The organism is Ruegeria lacuscaerulensis (genome assembly GCF_013033355.1).
Taxonomy (GTDB): Bacteria; Pseudomonadota; Alphaproteobacteria; order Rhodobacterales; family Rhodobacteraceae; genus Ruegeria; species Ruegeria lacuscaerulensis_A.
The window spans coordinates 1-16,302 of record NZ_WQDY01000012.1 but is presented as its reverse complement, the minus strand read 5'-3'; the positions used below and the strand labels follow the sequence as shown (position 1 = coordinate 16,302).

26 protein-coding genes are annotated in these 16,302 nt (G+C 55.8%); 3 read left to right on the top strand and 23 right to left on the bottom strand.

The features are described from left to right. Nucleotides 1–12: 12 nt before the first annotated feature. The 10 genes from rpsE to rpmC all read right to left on the bottom strand — a co-directional run bounded on the left by rpsE (nt 13) and on the right by rpmC (nt 4,093). Nucleotides 13–576, bottom strand: coding sequence for a 30S ribosomal protein S5 (gene rpsE, locus GOW48_RS18270; protein WP_170356677.1), 564 nt, complete (start codon nt 574–576; stop codon nt 13–15). Nucleotides 577–692: 116 nt separating this feature from the next. Then, nucleotides 693–1,052, bottom strand: coding sequence for a 50S ribosomal protein L18 (gene rplR, locus GOW48_RS18265; protein ID WP_039523386.1), 360 nt, complete (start codon nt 1,050–1,052; stop codon nt 693–695). An 11-nt stretch (nt 1,053–1,063) separates the two neighbouring features. Next, nucleotides 1,064–1,597, bottom strand: coding sequence for a 50S ribosomal protein L6 (rplF, locus tag GOW48_RS18260; protein WP_170373361.1), 534 nt, complete (start codon nt 1,595–1,597; stop codon nt 1,064–1,066). A gap of 11 nt (nt 1,598–1,608) precedes the next feature. After that, a complete protein-coding gene (gene rpsH, locus GOW48_RS18255) occupies nt 1,609–2,001 on the bottom strand; it encodes a 30S ribosomal protein S8 (RefSeq protein WP_068340741.1) in 393 nt (130 codons plus the stop codon). Between the two features lie 13 nt (nt 2,002–2,014). Then, the gene (gene rpsN, locus GOW48_RS18250; RefSeq protein WP_068340744.1) at nt 2,015–2,320 is read right to left on the bottom strand and encodes a 30S ribosomal protein S14; all 306 of its coding nucleotides are present in this window, start codon (nt 2,318–2,320) and stop codon (nt 2,015–2,017) included. Nucleotides 2,321–2,339: 19 nt separating this feature from the next. Beyond that, nucleotides 2,340–2,900, bottom strand: a complete 561-nt coding sequence (gene rplE / locus GOW48_RS18245; RefSeq protein WP_170755578.1) for a 50S ribosomal protein L5 — start codon at nt 2,898–2,900, stop codon at nt 2,340–2,342. Next, nucleotides 2,893–3,204 carry a 50S ribosomal protein L24 gene (gene rplX / locus GOW48_RS18240; RefSeq protein WP_170356681.1) on the bottom strand — a complete coding sequence of 104 codons (312 nt, stop codon included), beginning with the start codon at nt 3,202–3,204 and terminating at the stop codon, nt 2,893–2,895. The genes rplE and rplX overlap by 8 nt, the downstream gene beginning before the upstream one ends. Nucleotides 3,205–3,206: 2 nt before the next feature. After that, on the bottom strand, nt 3,207–3,575 hold the full coding sequence (gene rplN, locus GOW48_RS18235) for a 50S ribosomal protein L14 (RefSeq protein ID WP_008757934.1): 369 nt from the start codon (nt 3,573–3,575) through the stop codon (nt 3,207–3,209). A 76-nt stretch (nt 3,576–3,651) separates the two neighbouring features. Then, nucleotides 3,652–3,882 carry a 30S ribosomal protein S17 gene (gene rpsQ / locus GOW48_RS18230; protein ID WP_170356682.1) on the bottom strand — a complete coding sequence of 77 codons (231 nt, stop codon included), beginning with the start codon at nt 3,880–3,882 and terminating at the stop codon, nt 3,652–3,654. Between the two features lie 4 nt (nt 3,883–3,886). Further along, entirely contained in the window at nt 3,887–4,093 is a 207-nt protein-coding gene (rpmC, locus tag GOW48_RS18225) for a 50S ribosomal protein L29 (RefSeq protein ID WP_010437082.1), read from the bottom strand. A gap of 395 nt (nt 4,094–4,488) precedes the next feature. Between rpmC and GOW48_RS18220 the strand changes: the two genes are divergently transcribed. Then, the gene (locus GOW48_RS18220) at nt 4,489–5,538 is read left to right on the top strand and encodes a cytochrome-c peroxidase (RefSeq protein ID WP_170755577.1); all 1,050 of its coding nucleotides are present in this window, start codon (nt 4,489–4,491) and stop codon (nt 5,536–5,538) included. Nucleotides 5,539–5,915: 377 nt separating this feature from the next. Further along, nucleotides 5,916–6,881 carry a response regulator gene (locus GOW48_RS18215; RefSeq protein WP_170755576.1) on the top strand — a complete coding sequence of 322 codons (966 nt, stop codon included), beginning with the start codon at nt 5,916–5,918 and terminating at the stop codon, nt 6,879–6,881. A 24-nt stretch (nt 6,882–6,905) separates the two neighbouring features. Here the strand turns inward: GOW48_RS18215 and GOW48_RS18210 are convergent, their stop codons facing one another. From GOW48_RS18210 to rplB, 7 genes are all read right to left on the bottom strand, one after another. After that, nucleotides 6,906–7,526: a 2OG-Fe(II) oxygenase family protein gene (locus tag GOW48_RS18210; RefSeq protein ID WP_170755575.1), complete on the bottom strand. Its 621-nt coding sequence runs from the start codon at nt 7,524–7,526 to the stop codon at nt 6,906–6,908. Nucleotides 7,527–7,566: 40 nt separating this feature from the next. Next, complete coding sequence (locus GOW48_RS18205) at nt 7,567–8,115, bottom strand: amino acid synthesis family protein (RefSeq protein WP_170755574.1); 549 nt, start codon at nt 8,113–8,115, stop codon at nt 7,567–7,569. A 153-nt stretch (nt 8,116–8,268) separates the two neighbouring features. Continuing rightward, nucleotides 8,269–8,682, bottom strand: coding sequence for a 50S ribosomal protein L16 (gene rplP, locus GOW48_RS18200; protein ID WP_058283513.1), 414 nt, complete (start codon nt 8,680–8,682; stop codon nt 8,269–8,271). 12 nt (nt 8,683–8,694) lie between these two features. Then, entirely contained in the window at nt 8,695–9,405 is a 711-nt protein-coding gene (gene rpsC / locus GOW48_RS18195) for a 30S ribosomal protein S3 (protein WP_170356687.1), read from the bottom strand. Continuing rightward, nucleotides 9,405–9,785 (bottom strand): 50S ribosomal protein L22, encoded by a 381-nt coding sequence (gene rplV / locus GOW48_RS18190; RefSeq protein WP_039538267.1) that lies wholly within the window; start codon nt 9,783–9,785, stop codon nt 9,405–9,407. Before rplV ends, rpsC begins: the two co-directional genes overlap by 1 nt. A 3-nt stretch (nt 9,786–9,788) precedes the next feature. Beyond that, entirely contained in the window at nt 9,789–10,067 is a 279-nt protein-coding gene (rpsS, locus tag GOW48_RS18185; RefSeq protein WP_005980699.1) for a 30S ribosomal protein S19, read from the bottom strand. Between the two features lie 3 nt (nt 10,068–10,070). Next, the gene (rplB, locus tag GOW48_RS18180) at nt 10,071–10,913 is read right to left on the bottom strand and encodes a 50S ribosomal protein L2 (RefSeq protein WP_170356688.1); all 843 of its coding nucleotides are present in this window, start codon (nt 10,911–10,913) and stop codon (nt 10,071–10,073) included. A 364-nt stretch (nt 10,914–11,277) separates the two neighbouring features. Between rplB and GOW48_RS18175 the strand changes: the two genes are divergently transcribed. Beyond that, nucleotides 11,278–12,018, top strand: coding sequence for a heparin lyase I family protein (locus tag GOW48_RS18175; RefSeq protein WP_170755573.1), 741 nt, complete (start codon nt 11,278–11,280; stop codon nt 12,016–12,018). A gap of 300 nt (nt 12,019–12,318) precedes the next feature. Here GOW48_RS18175 and GOW48_RS18170 read toward each other — a convergent pair whose 3' ends face one another. From GOW48_RS18170 to GOW48_RS18145, 6 genes are all read right to left on the bottom strand, one after another. Next, nucleotides 12,319–13,353: a fatty acid desaturase gene (locus tag GOW48_RS18170; protein WP_170755572.1), complete on the bottom strand. Its 1,035-nt coding sequence runs from the start codon at nt 13,351–13,353 to the stop codon at nt 12,319–12,321. Between the two features lie 166 nt (nt 13,354–13,519). Beyond that, the gene (locus GOW48_RS18165; RefSeq protein ID WP_008757532.1) at nt 13,520–13,816 is read right to left on the bottom strand and encodes a 50S ribosomal protein L23; all 297 of its coding nucleotides are present in this window, start codon (nt 13,814–13,816) and stop codon (nt 13,520–13,522) included. After that, nucleotides 13,813–14,430, bottom strand: a complete 618-nt coding sequence (gene rplD / locus GOW48_RS18160) for a 50S ribosomal protein L4 (RefSeq protein ID WP_008756644.1) — start codon at nt 14,428–14,430, stop codon at nt 13,813–13,815. The genes GOW48_RS18165 and rplD overlap by 4 nt, the downstream gene beginning before the upstream one ends. Continuing rightward, nucleotides 14,427–15,152 (bottom strand): 50S ribosomal protein L3, encoded by a 726-nt coding sequence (gene rplC, locus GOW48_RS18155; RefSeq protein WP_170356691.1) that lies wholly within the window; start codon nt 15,150–15,152, stop codon nt 14,427–14,429. The genes rplD and rplC overlap by 4 nt, the downstream gene beginning before the upstream one ends. An 18-nt stretch (nt 15,153–15,170) precedes the next feature. Continuing rightward, nucleotides 15,171–15,485 (bottom strand): 30S ribosomal protein S10, encoded by a 315-nt coding sequence (rpsJ, locus tag GOW48_RS18150; RefSeq protein ID WP_008756422.1) that lies wholly within the window; start codon nt 15,483–15,485, stop codon nt 15,171–15,173. Nucleotides 15,486–15,865: 380 nt separating this feature from the next. Further along, nucleotides 15,866–16,045, bottom strand: coding sequence for a hypothetical protein (locus GOW48_RS18145; protein WP_170755571.1), 180 nt, complete (start codon nt 16,043–16,045; stop codon nt 15,866–15,868). Nucleotides 16,046–16,302: the final 257 nt, after the last annotated feature.

Sequence of the window (16,302 nt, the reverse complement as noted above, 5' to 3'; positions counted from 1 at the left end):
GTACGCTACTCCTTACGCTTCGGCTTCAGCCGGTGCTTCGTCCCGCTTGGGCAGGATGTCAGCAACTTTTTTGCCACGACGTGCGGCGACCGAACGCGGGCTCTGCTCTTTTTGCAGGCCGTTGATGGTGGCGCGGATCATGTTGTACGGGTTCTGCGAGCCCAGCGACTTGGACACAACGTCCTTAACGCCCAGCATTTCGAACACGGCACGCATCGGACCACCGGCGATGATACCAGTACCTTCAGGTGCGGTGCGCATAACCACTTTACCAGCGCCGTGACGGCCCTCGATATCGTGGTGCAGAGTACGACCTTCGCGCAGTTGCACGCGGATCATCTGACGCTTGGCTTGCTCAGTCGCTTTACGGATGGCTTCAGGTACTTCTTTCGCTTTACCTTTGCCAAAGCCGACGCGGCCTTTCTGATCGCCTACAACCACCAGAGCGGCGAAGCCAAAGCGCTTACCACCTTTTACTGTTTTCGACACGCGGTTGATTGCGACCAGACGATCTGCAAATTCCGGTGCTTCTTCACGGTCGCGACCACGGCCCCGACGGTTTTCACGTTCTGCCATTTGGCATCCCTTTTCTCATGTGGCGCATACGGCGCCGTTTTCTTCAATCCAAGTGAGCCCCGACTAACGTCAGGGCCCCCGGATCATCGGGGCAGCCGCCAAGCTGCCCGCAAGTCTTAGATCTTCAGACCACCTTCACGCGCGGCGTCGGCAACTGCCTTCACCTTGCCGTGGAACAGGAAGCCACCACGATCGAAATAGGCCTCTTCGACGCCTGCCTTCTTGGCACGCTCGGCGATGGCCGCACCCACTTTGGTGGCCGCTTCGACGTTGTTCTTGCCAACAACACCCAGATCTTTTTCCAGGGTCGAGGCCGATGCCAAGGTCACGCCACGAACGTCGTCGATCAGCTGAACGCTGATGTTCTTGTTCGAACGGTGAACCGACAGGCGTACACGGCCGGCGTTGACTTTGCGAAGTTTGTTCCGAACGCGCAGGCGGCGCTTCAGAAACAGGGTTCTTTTGCTGTTTGCCATTGTTTGCGTCCTTACTTCTTCTTGCCTTCCTTGCGGAAGATGAACTCGCCCTTGTAGCGGATGCCCTTGCCTTTATACGGCTCGGGACGGCGCCATTCGCGGATTTTGGCCGCGACTTCGCCCACCTGCTGCTGGTCGATACCTTCCACAACGATCTCGGTCTGCTTTGGCGCGGTGATGGTGACACCTTCCGGAGCAGTGAAATCAACATCGTGGCTGTAGCCCAGGTTCAGCTTCAGGGTGTTGCCCTGCATCTGAGCCCGGTAACCAACACCCTGGATCTCCAGCTCTTTTTTAAAGCCTTCGGTCACACCGGTTACCAGGTTGGCAACCATGGTGCGGCTCATGCCCCACTGCTGACGGGCACGCTTGGACATGCCACGGGGGTCGATCTTGACCACGTTGTCTTCAACCGACAGCGTAACGTCGTCGGTGGCGGTGAAGCTGCGGGTGCCTTTCGGACCTTTCACTTCGATGGTCTGGCCGGACACAGAGGCGGTAACGCCGCTGGGCAGCTCGACCGGTTTTTTACCAATACGAGACATTGCAGACCTCCTTAGAAGACGGTGCAGAGCACTTCGCCGCCAACATTGTTGGAGCGAGCGTTTGCGTCCGACATCACACCTTTCGGAGTGCTGACAATCGACACGCCCAGACCCTGACGGACCTGCGGGATGTCATTGACGCCCATGTAGACGCGACGACCGGGTTTCGAAACCCGCTTCAGTTCGCGAATGACAGGGGTGCCTTCGTAGTATTTCAGGCTGATTTCGATGGCCGGATGACCATTTTCACCGGTCGTCTTTTCATAGCCACGGATGTAGCCTTCGTCCGCCAGCACGTCCAGAACCCATCCGCGCAGCTTGGAAGCCGGGGTGGAAACGGTGGACTTGCCGCGCATTTGCGCGTTGCGGATACGGGTGAGCATATCGCCGATAGGATCATTCATATCTATGTCTCCCTTACCAGCTCGATTTCACCATGCCGGGGATCTGACCAGCAGAACCCAGCTCGCGCAGCGCGATACGGCTGACCTTCAGCTTACGGTAGTAAGCGTGGGGACGACCGGTCAGCTGACAACGGTTGTGCAGACGGGTAGCCGAGCTGTTGCGCGGCAGTTTCGCCAGTTTCAGACGCGCTTTGAAGCGCTCTTCCATCGGGCGGCTCTCGTCATTCGCGATTTCTTTCAGCTCGGCACGCTTTGCGGCATATTTGGCCACCAGGCGTTCGCGCTTCTTTTCGCGTTCGATCATTGCTTTTTTAGCCATGTCTCAATCCTCGCGGCGCTTAAGCGTTGAAGGGCATGTTGAAAGCTTTCAACAGGCTCTTTGCTTCAGCGTCGGTTTTCGCTGTGGTGGCAATTACGATATCCAGGCCCCAGACCTCGTCGACCTTGTCGAAGTCGATTTCCGGGAACACGATGTGCTCTTTCATGCCCATGGCAAAGTTGCCCTGACCATCGAAAGAAGGCTTAACACCGCGGAAGTCACGAACGCGCGGCAGCGCGATGGTGATCAGGCGATCCAGGAATTCGTACATCCGGTCACCGCGCAGGGTCACTTTCGCGCCCAGCGGCATGTCTTCACGGACGCGGAAACCCGCGATCGACTTCTTCGCCTTGGTTGCAACGGCCTTTTGACCAGCAATCGCAGTCAGATCTTCGACAGCAGCTTTCGCTTTCTTCGAGTCTTTGACCGCCTCAGCACCACAACCGATGTTCAGAACGATTTTCTCCAGCTTGGGCAGCTGCATGTCGTTCTTATAGCCGAACTCTTCTTTCAGAGCGGCACGGATGGTTTCAACGTACTGAGCTTTCAGACGCGGGGTGTAGGTTGCGGAATCAAGCATCGATCACGTCCCCTGTGGTCTTGGCGAAGCGCACCTTCTTGTCACCTTCCATGCGGAAGCCAACGCGGGTTGCTTTGCCGTTTTTGTCCAGCAGCGCCAGGTTCGACAGTTGGATCGGGTTTGCCTGAGGCAGACGACCACCTTGCGAAGTTTGCGACTGACGGGTGTGACGGATGGCAATGTTGATGCCTTCGACAACAGCTTTACCGGCTTTGGGATCAACCGAGGAAATGGTTCCCTCTTTGCCCTTGTCCTTACCGGCCAGCACGACGACCTTGTCGCCTTTGCGGAGTTTAGCAGCCATGATTAAAGCACCTCCGGAGCCAGCGAGATGATTTTCATGAAGTTCTTGCCGCGCAGTTCGCGAACAACGGGGCCAAAGATACGGGTACCTACGGGCTCGTTGTTGTTGTTCAGAATGACGGCGGCGTTGCGATCAAAGCGGATCGCGGTGCCATCTTCGCGACGGACTTCCTTGGCGGTGCGTACGACGACGGCCTTGCGGACGTCACCTTTCTTTACGCGGCCGCGCGGGATGGCTTCCTTCACCGAGACGACAATGATGTCGCCAACGGAGGCGTATTTACGCTTGGAACCACCCAGGACCTTGATGCACTGAACTCGGCGTGCGCCGGAGTTGTCAGCGACATCCAGATTGGTCTGCATCTGGATCATGTGGTTTCTCCCGACCTGTGGGGGCTGGTCTCGTTAGATCCCCCAGGGTTTCGACAAATGGAAAAATCCCGGAGGCTTACGCTTCCAGAACTTCCCAACGTTTCGTCTTCGATTTCGGCGCGCATTCGATGATGCGTACGGTGTCGCCGACCTTGAAGGCGTTCTTTTCATCGTGAGCCCGGTATTTTTTGGACTTACGGATGGTTTTCTTCAGAACCGGATGTGTAAAGCGGCGCTCTACCTGAACGGTTACGGTCTGTTCGTTGGCGTCGCTGGTCACGGTGCCTTGCAGGATACGCTTGGGCATCTGATTACTCCTCGGATGCCGCTGCAGCGGCCTTTTCGTTCAGAATGGTTTTGACACGGGCGGCATTGCGGCGGGCCGCTTTGATGCCGGCAGTGTTTTCCAGCTGACCGGTTGCCTGTTGAAAGCGCAGGTTAAAGCTTTCTTTCTTCAGGTTGGCCAGTTCCTCGCGGAGCTGGTCCGGGGTCTTGTCACGCAGTTCTTGGGCGTTCATCGCCTTTTTCCTTTGCTCAAAACACCAGAAGGCCCCCTGACAGGGTCACCTTGGACCTGGTGGATGAATGATAGACATACGAATCGCCCGACAACGCCGGGAGATCGCAGGATGCCGCCGTATAAGGGTTTAGGGGATAGGTGGCAAGAGGAAGTTTGAGCTATCGACAGTTGTCAGACTTCGGCGAGTCCTTAACCCAACTAACACGTCCGGGCTACCCGAATACCGGCGGACATGACACCGGTATTTACCCGTTCCTAAGAAAACACCAGAGCAAATTAGAAGAAGTCTAAAATTGTGCCGCGCAGCCAGTTTAGAATTGATCTAAATCAAAGTGCCTGACTCAAAGTAAACTAAATAGTTCAGCAGGGAGATTACAGTTATTGGAGCAAACAATGAAACTGAAATCCAGCCTCACTCATGCAGCAATGATCGCGGTCTTGGCTACAGGTGCTCAGGCGAATGACTTGCGCAACGAAGCGCTTGATATTTTTGAACCCCTGCCTTCGACCGTACCTGCGGTGAATGATAACCCGATCACTGTCGAAAAGATCGAGTTGGGCAAAGCCTTGTTTTTCGATCCGCGCATGTCCGCATCGGGTGTGTTCTCGTGCAACTCATGCCACAATCTGGCGACTGGCGGGGACGACAACCTTGAAACCTCGATCGGGCACGGCTGGCAACGTGGCCCGCGCAACTCCCCCACGGCCCTGAACTCGGTTTTCAACGAAGCGCAGTTCTGGGATGGGCGCGCCGAAGACTTGGCCGCGCAGGCGAAAGGCCCGGTTCAGGCCGGTGTCGAAATGGCCAACACACCGGTTAATCTGGTGCAAACGCTAAATTCGATGTCGCAATATGTGGAGTGGTTCTCTGAATCATTCGAAGGTGAAGAAGACCCGGTAAACTTTGACAATTTTGCCAAGGCCATCGAAGCATTCGAAGCCACCCTTGTCACTCCTGCCCCGTTCGACGCCTGGTTGAACGGTGACGACAACGCCATGACCCAAGAGCAGCTGGCCGGTCTGTCCCAATTCATGGACATGGGCTGCGCCGCTTGCCACTCGGGCGTCAATGTCGGCGGTAGCGGGTACTACCCCTTCGGTCTGATCGAAAAACCCGGCGCGGATGTTCTGCCCGTCGGCGATAAAGGCCGCTTTGCCGTGACTGAGACCGTGGACGACGAATATGTGTTCCGCGCGGCACCTTTGCGGAACGTCGCATTGACTGCACCCTATTTCCACTCAGGCAAAGTATGGGACCTGAAAGTCGCGGTTCAGATCATGGCCGAGTCGCAACTGGGTGAGGAACTGGGCGACAACGAAGCCAACCAGATCGTTGCCTTTCTGGAAAGCCTGACCGGCACTTTGCCTGAAGTAACTTATCCGGTGCTGCCGGCCGAGACGGCGACGACCCCCCGCCCTTCGGGCGAGATCATCACCGAATAAACACCTAAGGCAGGCCTAACGGCCTGCCTTTTAACCTTAAAGACCAGACGACCACAGAGCATGCCACCTTGGACATAGCGGATGCATGATAACACCAAGAGGTCGCAGTATGCTGCCGCGCAAGGTATTAGCGGATAGCTTGCAAGGGAAAGATCATTCTCCCACTCACCCTGTCTGTCGCGATGGCGATATGCATGGCCTTTTCACCCGATAGTGATAAGAAAATCCGCAATGGCAGGCGCTGTGCCTAAAATACATCTTTTCAGTCCGGCAATTTTGACGGTACCATCTAGAAGCAATAACACTTTAAGTTGCACCAACTTTCAAAACAGCATTCAGCGTCGCATCCATTTGTGACCACATAGAACTAGCAAAATTTGAGTTCAGCCAAAGACCGCCAACCATACAGGAGGTTTGCAATGAGAGTTCTTTTAGTCGACGACGATATGGACATCTTGAAGGTGCTTTCGCTTGGGCTGGCCTCTAATGGAAGTTTCACTGTAGAGACAGCATCGTCCGCGATTCAGGGCTTGGAAAAAATCGCTCACGCTGACCGTCCGTTTGATTTGTTCCTTCTAGACATTCAAATGCCCAAAATGACCGGGGTCGAGCTATGCCGCCGGATTCGATCTTTGCCTGACTATCGTTACGCGCCGATCATCATGGTCACTGCGATGTCGGACAAGAAACATGTTGTCGATGCCTTTGCCGCAGGGGCGACAGATTATGTAAACAAGCCGGTGGACTTCGATGACCTGCGACTACGCATCAAGCACGCATTGCAGTCATCGGCGCGTGTTGAACAACTTGACACGACTTCGCAAAACATGACCAAAGCCGTTGCCCTCAGCGACGCAATAACAATCGACGATGTAGATGGGGTTCTAAAAGTACATTCTTTTGAAAACTACCTGACGCATCTTGGCAGGCTGAAGTTCCGGGCGACCAAGCTGCAAATCCTGACAGTTACAAATATCGCGTCCATCTATGAAAGATGCACATCACAGGAATTTATTGACGAAGTGACCGATATCGCTGAGTGCATCTCAGACGCACTTTGCGATCATGCGCCGATGATCACCTATTTCGGACGGGGAATCTTTGGTATCGCCACTCATGGTCATTACGTTGATTCCATCGTCATCGTTTCAGACAATATCCGCCGTCAGATTTTGGAAACCGGGTTGGTGTTCCGGGACGGCAGCCCCGTGCAAGTTGAATTTGACGTCATCGGAATTGGCCGCAAAACCTTTTTGTCGCCCCACACCCAAGTGGCCTTCGTCGACCGTATGATCGGAGAACTGAAGACAGCCGCTCAATCAGATGAGCCCCTTTTTCAATAAGCGTGGGAGGTCACGCTTTCGACGTTATTCCCACTTGTAGTTGAAGCTGACGCTGATGCGTTCTTCTTCGGCCATGTTCATTGGCACTTCGTGGCGCAGCCAGCTTTCCCAAAGCAGCACGTCCCCGACTTGCGGCTTCATATAGATGAACGGCTGCAAATCACGCCGCCCGCCTTTGACCCGCGTTGGCGCGGCCATCATGCGGCCCGAGCGAGGGTCTTCCAGTTTCAGTGCGCTCGCGCCTTCGGGCATAGCCACATAGGTCGTGCCCGAGATCACGCTGTGCGGGTGCAGGTGGCTGGAGTGCATTCCGCCCTCGGGCAGGATGTTGATCCACAGGTCTTCCAGCTTCAGCGCGCCCTCGCCCAGATCGAACTCAAGATCCTTGGCAAAGGCGGCGACGTGCTGGTCCAGCGCAGCGACCACATCGGCAAAGATCGGAAACCGCCACGGCAAATCGGTCAGCGAGGCGTAACTGGTGTAGCCGGGATAGCCGTTTTCTTCACACCATTCCTGTCCGGCCTCATCATCCTCGGCGATGACAAGGCATGAGCTTTCCAATTCCTGGGCGTCGATCTTCGGATCGAACTCGGAGAGGGACGCGCGGTAGAGACGGGTTACGAAGAGTGATTCAATCTGTGCCATGGGCCGGGCATACCCCAGTGTTTTCGGCAAGGCCAGTCGATTAGCCTTTGACGGGCCCTTTGCCACAGCGTGGAATCGGGCGACCGCCATCGGCATAGGCGAGGCACAGAACGATCTCATCCGGTTTAGGTGCGTCCGGGATGTTCAACGTCATCGTGTCGAAATGGTCGAACGACCAAGGATTGTCCTTGTGCCCCAACGGCAGATCAATCGTGCAACCCGGCGCACCCAGCTTGGCGTTCGAAGGGATCACGGCCTCTCCTCCGCCAACTGCCGCGCGCATGGGCGCGCCAAGCTTGGGATGGATCGCCGCCCCGCCCTGTTCAAGATCGCCGTTTATACCGATGATCGCTGCCTTGCCGTAGGATACCGGCGCACCGTCCAGTTGGGATATCGCTTCGGAAGCGAGGTCCGGGCCAAGAAGCGCACCAATCTCAAACAACTCTGAAAGGTCATCCGCCTGACAGCTGGCTAGAGGGTTCGTGAACACCGCCAACGCAGCAACCCGGCTGATCGGATCGCAGGGCTGGCCCAACTGATCGGTGGTTATGATTTCCTTGACGAACATTTTTTTGCGCAACTGAACCATAGGGCCCTCCCATTTCTACCGGGCAGCCTAGGGGCGCAGTGAGACGAGGTCGACGGTTTTTGCGGCCCTTAATTTCACAAGCGCAACAGAAAACCCCCGCCGGTTTCCCGACGGGGGTCGATCTTGTAACGAACGGGGTTGCCCCCGGATCGCTTACCAGTCTTCGCGAACCACGACGCGGGTCTTGATCGGCAGTTTCATCGCAGCCAGGCGCAGGGCCTCGCGGGCGATGTCGTCATTGACGCCGTCGATCTCGAACATCACGCGGCCAGGCTTGACTTTGCATGCCCAGCGGTCGACCGAACCTTTACCTTTACCCATACGAACTTCGATCGGCTTTGCAGTGACCGGAGTGTCGGGGAAGATGCGGATCCAGACACGACCTTGACGCTTCATGTGACGCGTCATGGCACGACGTGCAGCTTCGATCTGGCGTGCAGTTACACGCTCAGGCTCAAGAGCTTTCAGGCCGTAGGTGCCAAAGTTCAGATCAGAGCCGCCTTTGGCGAGACCCTTGATCCGGCCTTTGTGCATCTTGCGGAATTTAGTACGCTTTGGTTGAAGCATATCTTTCCCTCCTTAACGACGACCGCCACCAGCACCACGAGGTGCAGGGCCGTCCTGGAGTTCCTGTGCTTTACGGTCACGTGCCTGCGGATCGTGCTCCATGATCTCACCTTTGAAGATCCAGACCTTGATCCCGATGATCCCGTAGGGGGTCATCGCTTCGGCATGTGCGTAATCGATGTCGGCACGCAGAGTGTGCAGAGGCACGCGGCCTTCGCGGTACCACTCGGTCCGTGCGATTTCAGCGCCGCCCAGACGACCAGCGACGTTCACCCGGATACCCAGGGCGCCCATGCGCATGGCGTTCTGAACCGACCGCTTCATTGCGCGACGGAACGAAACACGACGTTCCAGCTGCTGAGCGATGGACTCGGCAACCAGCTGCGCGTCAAGCTCGGGCTTGCGCACTTCGACGATGTTCAGGTGCAGTTCGCTGTCTGTCATCAGGGCGATCTTCTTGCGCAGAACTTCAATGTCCGCGCCTTTCTTGCCGATGATGACGCCCGGACGTGCTGTGTGGATCGTAACGCGGCACTTTTTGTGCGGACGTTCGATGATCACACGGGCGATACCGGCCTGCTTGCACTCTTTGTTGATGAACTCACGGATCTTGAGGTCTTCCAGCAGAAGATCACCGTAGTCCTTGGTGTCGGCGTACCAGCGGCTGTCCCAGGTGCGGTTGACCTGCAGGCGCATGCCGATCGGATTTACTTTATGACCCATTAGGCTTGCTCCTCAACTTGACGCACCTTGATGGTGATCTCCGAGAACGGCTTCATGATCTTGCCGAAACGGCCACGGGCACGCGGACGACCGCGCTTCATGACCAGGTTCTTGCCAACCCATGCTTCGGCGACGATCAGTTCGTCAACGTCCAGGTTGTGATTGTTTTCGGCATTCGCGATTGCGGATTGCAGGCACTTCTTGACGTCCTGCGCGACACGCTTGTTGCTGAAAGTCAGGTCGGTCAGAGCCTTCTCAACTTTCTTGCCGCGGATCATTTGCGCAACCAGGTTCAGTTTCTGCGGGCTGGTGCGAAGCATGCGCGTTTTCGCCATTGCTTCGTTTTCAGCCACGCGGCGGGGGTTCTTTTCCTTGCCCATGACTTACTTCCGCTTCGCTTTTTTGTCTGCGGCGTGGCCATAATAGGTACGGGTCGGCGAGTATTCACCGAACTTCTGACCGATCATGTCTTCCGAGACGTTGACGGGGATATGCTTCTGGCCGTTGTACACACCAAAGGTCAGACCCACGAACTGGGGCAGAATGGTGGAACGACGCGACCAGATTTTGATGACTTCGTTGCGGCCCGACTCGCGCGCTGCTTCGGCTTTTTTCAGCACGTAAGCATCGACGAAAGGACCCTTCCAAACAGAGCGAGACATGGATTAACGTCCCTTCTTCTTGGCGTGCCGCGAGCGGATGATCAGCTTCTGGGACGCTTTGTTCTTGTTGCGGGTACGCTTACCCTTGGTGTCCTTACCCCAAGGTGTAACCGGTGTACGGCCACCCGAGGTACGACCTTCACCACCACCGTGCGGGTGATCGATCGGGTTCATTGCAACACCACGAACCGACGGACGCACGCCTTTGTGGCGCATACGACCGGCTTTACCGAGGTTTTGGTTGCTGTTGTCGGGGTTGGACACGGCACCAACGGTGGCCATGCATTCCTGACGGACCATGCGCAGCTCGCCCGAGCTCAGACGGATCTGAGCATAGCCGCCATCGCGACCAACGAACTGAGCGTAAGTACCGGCCGCACGTGCGATCTGACCGCCTTTGCCGGGCTTCATCTCGATGTTGTGGACGATGGTACCGATCGGCATGCCCGAGAACGGCATTGCGTTGCCCGGCTTGATGTCGGCTTTTGCCGACGCGATGACTTTGTCACCAACAGCCAGACGCTGCGGAGCCAGGATATATGCCTGCTCGCCGTCTTCGTATTTTACCAGTGCGATGAATGCGGTCCGGTTCGGGTCATATTCGATCCGCTCGACGGTTGCCGCGACATCAAATTTATTACGTTTGAAGTCAACGATCCGGTAGAGACGCTTTGCGCCACCGCCGCGGCGGCGTGAAGTGATCCGTCCGGTGTTGTTCCGGCCGCCCGATTTGGTCAAACCCTCTGTGAGAGACTTGACCGGACGTCCTTTCCAAAGCTCCGAACGGTCGATCAGCACCAGCCCGCGCTGGCCCGGCGTCGTCGGCTTGTACGACTTGAGTGCCATGCTTTCTGTCTTCCGTTTAGCAAGTGCAGGGGGTTTCCCTGCTATGTGATAGGCCCCCGTAGGTGCCAAGGGTATAGGGCCCCGAAGGTCCCCGGTTACAAATATCAGAGGCCCCGGAACGAATCCGAGGCCGCAAGATTGGGAGCATTTAGCAGTGTTGGGGGTGGGTGTCTATAGGGGAATCTTGTTCAAGTCTTAGGCTGCAGGCACAGATCGCAATGTGGACGAAAGCGCGCCTAAGTTTCTCTGTTTAGTCATGCCCTAAAGAATCGGGCTGAAGAGGGAGCACCTTCAAGGAATAGGTTGCCAGATCTGATTTTGGGTTTCTAAATGACGAATTGATATTTTTCAGGAGGAATTATTTATGGATCGCAGGGTTTTCATTAAGGCGGTTTGTTTAGGCGCAGTTGGTTTGGCTGGACAGTTTCCACTTTTTGCTTCTGCCCAAGAAATCCGCCAAAAGATTAAGCGAGTATCCAATTCCGTTGGAAAAAGCCGCCGTGTTCGAATCGAGGGTGAGAAAGCGTGGCATTTCACATTGACCCCGAATGGTAGAGAAAGCGAAATCGCCGCGGAAGCTTCTGGTCGCCAGCGCGAAGAGCTTAGAGATTACTCTAGTAGCGCACGCGGAACTGTAATTTATAAACTTCAATTCATGCTTCCAAACATAGATGATCCAAATGGGCAGCTCGAAGCCAAGTTTATTTTTTTTCAACTCAAACCCCGTGACAAGCGAGGGGTTGGGTTCAATCCTTACCTCACTGTCGAGATACCAAAAAACTATCGGAGCCAGGGTCCAAAAGTAGATTTCGAATTTCAGGATGGAAAGGTTCGCGAAGTTCGCTCAGGCAAACCAGTAAGCCCGAACAGATGGCACGCTCTGGAAGTAATCGTTAAGTGGAGTGCCCAGCGTGACGGTTTTGCAGACGTTAAACTGGATGGCAGGACCATTGCACGTCACGATGGCTTCACTGGTCCTGATATCGGCGACCCATTACCTAACTTTGGCATCTACCGGTCACATCTTAACAACGTCGATCCTTCACGATTAGAAACTATCAACTTATATGTTCGTAGATATAGTGTGGAGCGCATAGCCAACTAGTACCCTCGGCGGCAGTCTGTACCACCGGGGCCAAAATAGAAGTAGCATCCGATACCGCTGCAATATTTTGGCTGAAAAAATTTGTTTAACCAAGCGCGGAACACGGCAGAAGGTCGCCGCGCCAGCGACTGCCCGTCCCGGCGGGCTAGCGCTTTGGGGACATTTGCGCCTCGCTAAAAGTTCGGATGTATTTGGCACCATAAAGCGCCCTGATCGACCGTTGCAGTGCCATCCCACGGGCAGTCTTCAGCGCGTGTCATAGCTTTGTATGGGTAAGTCAGGTCAGAAGCGACATGCCCCTTACCCATAAAGCGCCCGCGCCTCGGCGAAGGACAACAGGCGACGGCTCTTTTCGTCCCACAAGTGCAACCGCGCATTGGCGAGGCTTTCGCGGATGGTCATCCGGTTGCTGTTGGCCAGCTCATCATGATCGCGCAACACTTCGGTCAAGCGATAGAATGGAATGCGACTGTACAGATGGTGCACATGGTGGATGCCGATATTGGCGCTGAACCACTGCAATACGGTTGGCAGAATGTAGTGCGAACTGCCGTGCAGGGCGGCCTCGTGCAATTGCCAGTCCTTATCGGGATCCCATTGCGTCTCTTCGAACTGGTGCTGCACGTAAAACAGCCAGACACCCGCTGTCGCGGCCAGCAGGGTCGATGGCAGGAAGATCAGCAGCAACGGCATCACACCGCCGAAATAGTATATGGCCAGCAGAGCCAGAAGGATTGCCAGATTGGTGGCCATGGCACTGATCCAGAATTTCAGGAGACCCGTTAGGCCAAGCGGTAGGCGGTTCTGCAGCAGAAACAGGTAGCCGGGCCCTAAGCCAAACAAGGTGACCGGGTGGCGGTAGACCCGATACCAAAACCGGTTTAGAGGCGTCAAAGCCAGATACTCTGCAACGGTCAGAGTGTGGATATCGCCCATCCCGCGCTTGTCCAGATTACCCGCGCTGTTGTGATGGGTAGAATGCGTACGACGCCAGACATCATAAGGCGTCAGGGTCAGTACACCGATCACCCGACCGGTCCAGTCGCTGAGCATCCGGTTGCTGAAGAACGCCCCGTGCCCACAATCATGCTGGATCGCAAACAGACGCAGCAGAAAGGCTGCGTTGAGAACTGCAATGGCAAAAGCCAGCCAGTAGCTGATCGACAGTGACATCCACGACAGCGCCCACAAGGCAATAAATGGCACGATGCTGACGCCAAGCTCGAACGCGCTACGCAACTGGTTCGGCTCTCGGTATTTGGCCAGTGTCGACACCCAATCCCGCGCTGCGGTCACTTGCGGATTGCCCGGGTTCGGTTGGATGGAATGTGTCATGCGCCTGCCGTGTTTTCTATCTTCAACCGGATAACCTTCTGACCCGGCGTCGCAAGCGATTTATGCAATTGGCCTTTTAATCCGAGGTCAAATTTATGTGTCGCCGCCATACAAAAAAACCCCCGCTTTCGCGGGGGTCTTCCATTCTTTCCATAGACCGTTCCGATCAGAGACCGGTAGATACGTCGATGGTGTTACCCTCTTCCAGGGTCACATATGCTTTTTTGACGTCTTTCCGACGGCCCAGCTGGCCGCGGAACCGCTTGACCTTGCCTTTGGTCACGGTGGTGTTCACCGCTTTGACCTTCACACCAAACAGCGCCTCAACGGCCTCTTTGATCTGCGGCTTGTTGCTGTCGATCGCCACTTCAAAGACAACCGCGCCGTTCTCGGACGCCATGGTCGACTTCTCGGTGATGATCGGCTTGCGGATCACGTCGTAGTGTTCTGCCTTCGCGCTCATTTCAGACGAGCCTCCAGTGCTTCGACAGCCGCTTTGGTGAGCACCAGAGTGTCACGCTTGAGGATGTCATAGACGTTTGCGCCCATCGACGGCAGGATATCCAGACCTTCGATGTTCTTGGACGCTTTCAGGAACCCTTCGTTCACGGTCGCGCCGTCGATGACCAGAGCGCGTTTCCAGCCCAGGTTTGCAACCTGTTTGGCCAGTGCGGCGGTCTTGCCTTCGGCTTCGGCGTTCTCGATCACAACCAGTTCACCTGCTTTGGCTTTAGCCGACAGAGCGTGGCGCAAGCCAAGCTTACGGAACTTCTTGGGCAGGTCGTGGCCGTGCGAGCGTACGACGGGGCCTTTGTAGATACCACCACCACGGAAGATCGGCGCGTTGCGGTCACCATGGCGTGCGCCACCGGTGCCCTTTTGGCGATAGATCTTCTTGGTCGAGTAGCTGGTTTCCGAGCGGGTCTTCACCTTGTGGGTGCCGGCCTGCGCGTTGTTGCGCTGCCAACGGACCACACGGTGCAGAATGTCCGCGCGCGGCTCGAGACCGAACAGATCGGCGTTCAGCTCGATGTCGCCGGCTTTGCCGCCGTCCAGTTTGATTACATCAAGTTTCATGCTTCACCACCTTCCGCGGGAGCTTCTTCCGCAGGTGCTTCGGTTGCAGCCGATTTCACAGCAGCCGGGAAAGGCAGGCCTTCCGGTGCTTTCTTCTTCACGGCGTCCTTGACGGTGACCCAGCCCGATTTCGGTCCGGGAACGGCGCCTTTGATGAAGACCAGGTTCCGGTCGGCGTCGGTTTTGACGACTTCCAGGTTCTGGGTGGTAACACGGGCAGCACCCATGTGACCGGCCATCTTCTTGCCTTTGAAAACCTTGCCCGGATCCTGACACTGACCGGTCGAACCGTGCGAACGGTGGCTGATCGAAACACCGTGCGAGGCGCGCAGACCACCAAAGTTCCAACGCTTCATCGCACCGGCAAAGCCTTTACCGATCGAGGTGCCCGAAACGTCAACTTTCTGACCTTCCAGGAAGTGTTCTGCCGAAATCTCGGCACCCACTTCGATCAGGCCATCTTCCGACACACGGAACTCGGCCAGCTTACGCTTGGGCTCGACCTTTGCAGCAGCATAGTGACCGCGCATAGCTTTCGAGGTGCGTTTTGCTTTGGCCGCACCAGCACCCAGCTGAACGGCGGTGTAGCCGTCTTTGTCAGCGGTACGCTGGGCAACAACCTGCAAGTTGTCCAGGTGAAGAACGGTCACAGGGATCTGCTTGCCGTCTTCCATGAACAGGCGGGTCATGCCAACTTTTTTTGCGATAATACCAGAGCGCATAATCTATACCCTCCGATCTTACGACTGCAGCTTGATCTCGACGTCCACACCAGCAGCGAGGTCGAGCTTCATCAGCGCGTCAACGGTCTGGGGGGTCGGATCAACGATGTCGAGCAGACGCTTGTGCGTGCGGATCTCGAACTGGTCGCGGGATTTCTTGTCAACGTGAGGGCCACGGAGAACCGTGAACTTCTCAATCTTGTTCGGCAGCGGGATCGGGCCGCGCACGTTCGCGCCGGTCCGCTTGGCAGTGTTGACGATCTCTTGCGTGCTGGCATCCAGAACGCGATAGTCAAATGCCTTCAGCCGAATACGGATATTTTGGCTTTGCATAGATACAGCCTTTTATCAGGCGTTGAGGTTGAGAGGAGGACAGACGCGCATCGCCAACCCTCTTCGAACCCAAAAGGCGGGAATCACCCCGCCTTGATGTTCTTATCGAGAACTCGCGCGTATTAGTTGGATTGGTGGGGTTTGGCAAGGGGTTTGTTGGCCTTGTTGGACCTAAAAGGGCGACAGGAGCCGGCGCCAAAAACCAGTCTTTAGATTGAACTTGGCAACGATAGTGCGCAGCAGGACTACGAATGAGCTAAACAGCCCGCGCGCGACAATCATTGAGCCTAAGAAAACCAAAATGACACTTGATGGATTTCACCCCACGCAACGACCAGCACGAAGCTTGACGGTAGTTATTTTAGCCGCGCGTTTACGCGTCAGGCTCCGTTAGGCAACTCCGCAAGCGTGACTTTGAACCGCTTACGCTCGCGGCAAAAGTCGCTGTTATCACATTCGATTTCCTGATCGTCGTCTCCAAGTATGGCGGCGCGCATGTCCTCCAAATCCTTGCTGTGAAGGATTTGCGTTCCATAGTTCAAGAATTCAAAACCAAACATGATTTCCTCCTGGTTACTTCAGCGGTTCGCTAGATACGCGCCCCACTTTTTGTTTCATTTCACATGTGGGTTTCCTGTCTTTGCGTGAGGTGGACAAAGGATTAAGAAGCCTCAATCCGCTTCAGTTCTTGGGCGACGGCGGGCCTTCTAAGCATTTGCTCCCTTCGAACACATTCAGATTCACCTAGGAAGTGCCTGGCACAACGAAAAAGGCCGCCCCTGTGGAACGGCCTTCTTTAGTGCAACGTTTAGGCCCG

Bases quoted from the DNA above. Each gene is read 5' to 3' on its own strand.
- rpsE (WP_170356677.1), bottom strand. From the start codon at position 576: ATGGCAGAACGTGAAAACCGTCGGGGCCGTGGTCGCGACCGTGAAGAA.
- rplR (WP_039523386.1), bottom strand. From the start codon at position 1,052: ATGGCAAACAGCAAAAGAACCCTGTTTCTGAAGCGCCGCCTGCGCGTT.
- rplF (WP_170373361.1), bottom strand. From the start codon at position 1,597: ATGTCTCGTATTGGTAAAAAACCGGTCGAGCTGCCCAGCGGCGTTACC.
- rpsH (WP_068340741.1), bottom strand. From the start codon at position 2,001: ATGAATGATCCTATCGGCGATATGCTCACCCGTATCCGCAACGCGCAA.
- rpsN (WP_068340744.1), bottom strand. From the start codon at position 2,320: ATGGCTAAAAAAGCAATGATCGAACGCGAAAAGAAGCGCGAACGCCTG.
- rplE (WP_170755578.1), bottom strand. From the start codon at position 2,900: ATGCTTGATTCCGCAACCTACACCCCGCGTCTGAAAGCTCAGTACGTT.
- rplX (WP_170356681.1), bottom strand. From the start codon at position 3,204: ATGGCTGCTAAACTCCGCAAAGGCGACAAGGTCGTCGTGCTGGCCGGT.
- rplN (WP_008757934.1), bottom strand. From the start codon at position 3,575: ATGATCCAGATGCAGACCAATCTGGATGTCGCTGACAACTCCGGCGCA.
- rpsQ (WP_170356682.1), bottom strand. From the start codon at position 3,882: ATGCCCAAGCGTATCCTGCAAGGCACCGTGACCAGCGACGCCAACGAA.
- rpmC (WP_010437082.1), bottom strand. From the start codon at position 4,093: ATGAACGCCCAAGAACTGCGTGACAAGACCCCGGACCAGCTCCGCGAG.
- GOW48_RS18220 (WP_170755577.1), top strand. From the start codon at position 4,489: ATGAAACTGAAATCCAGCCTCACTCATGCAGCAATGATCGCGGTCTTG.
- GOW48_RS18210 (WP_170755575.1), bottom strand. From the start codon at position 7,526: ATGGCACAGATTGAATCACTCTTCGTAACCCGTCTCTACCGCGCGTCC.
- GOW48_RS18205 (WP_170755574.1), bottom strand. From the start codon at position 8,115: ATGGTTCAGTTGCGCAAAAAAATGTTCGTCAAGGAAATCATAACCACC.
- rplP (WP_058283513.1), bottom strand. From the start codon at position 8,682: ATGCTTCAACCAAAGCGTACTAAATTCCGCAAGATGCACAAAGGCCGG.
- rpsC (WP_170356687.1), bottom strand. From the start codon at position 9,405: ATGGGTCATAAAGTAAATCCGATCGGCATGCGCCTGCAGGTCAACCGC.
- rplV (WP_039538267.1), bottom strand. From the start codon at position 9,785: ATGGGCAAGGAAAAGAACCCCCGCCGCGTGGCTGAAAACGAAGCAATG.
- rpsS (WP_005980699.1), bottom strand. From the start codon at position 10,067: ATGTCTCGCTCTGTTTGGAAGGGTCCTTTCGTCGATGCTTACGTGCTG.
- rplB (WP_170356688.1), bottom strand. From the start codon at position 10,913: ATGGCACTCAAGTCGTACAAGCCGACGACGCCGGGCCAGCGCGGGCTG.
- GOW48_RS18175 (WP_170755573.1), top strand. From the start codon at position 11,278: ATGGATCGCAGGGTTTTCATTAAGGCGGTTTGTTTAGGCGCAGTTGGT.
- GOW48_RS18170 (WP_170755572.1), bottom strand. From the start codon at position 13,353: ATGACACATTCCATCCAACCGAACCCGGGCAATCCGCAAGTGACCGCA.
- GOW48_RS18165 (WP_008757532.1), bottom strand. From the start codon at position 13,816: ATGAGCGCGAAGGCAGAACACTACGACGTGATCCGCAAGCCGATCATC.
- rplD (WP_008756644.1), bottom strand. From the start codon at position 14,430: ATGAAACTTGATGTAATCAAACTGGACGGCGGCAAAGCCGGCGACATC.
- rplC (WP_170356691.1), bottom strand. From the start codon at position 15,152: ATGCGCTCTGGTATTATCGCAAAAAAAGTTGGCATGACCCGCCTGTTC.
- rpsJ (WP_008756422.1), bottom strand. From the start codon at position 15,485: ATGCAAAGCCAAAATATCCGTATTCGGCTGAAGGCATTTGACTATCGC.
- GOW48_RS18145 (WP_170755571.1), bottom strand. From the start codon at position 16,045: ATGTTTGGTTTTGAATTCTTGAACTATGGAACGCAAATCCTTCACAGC.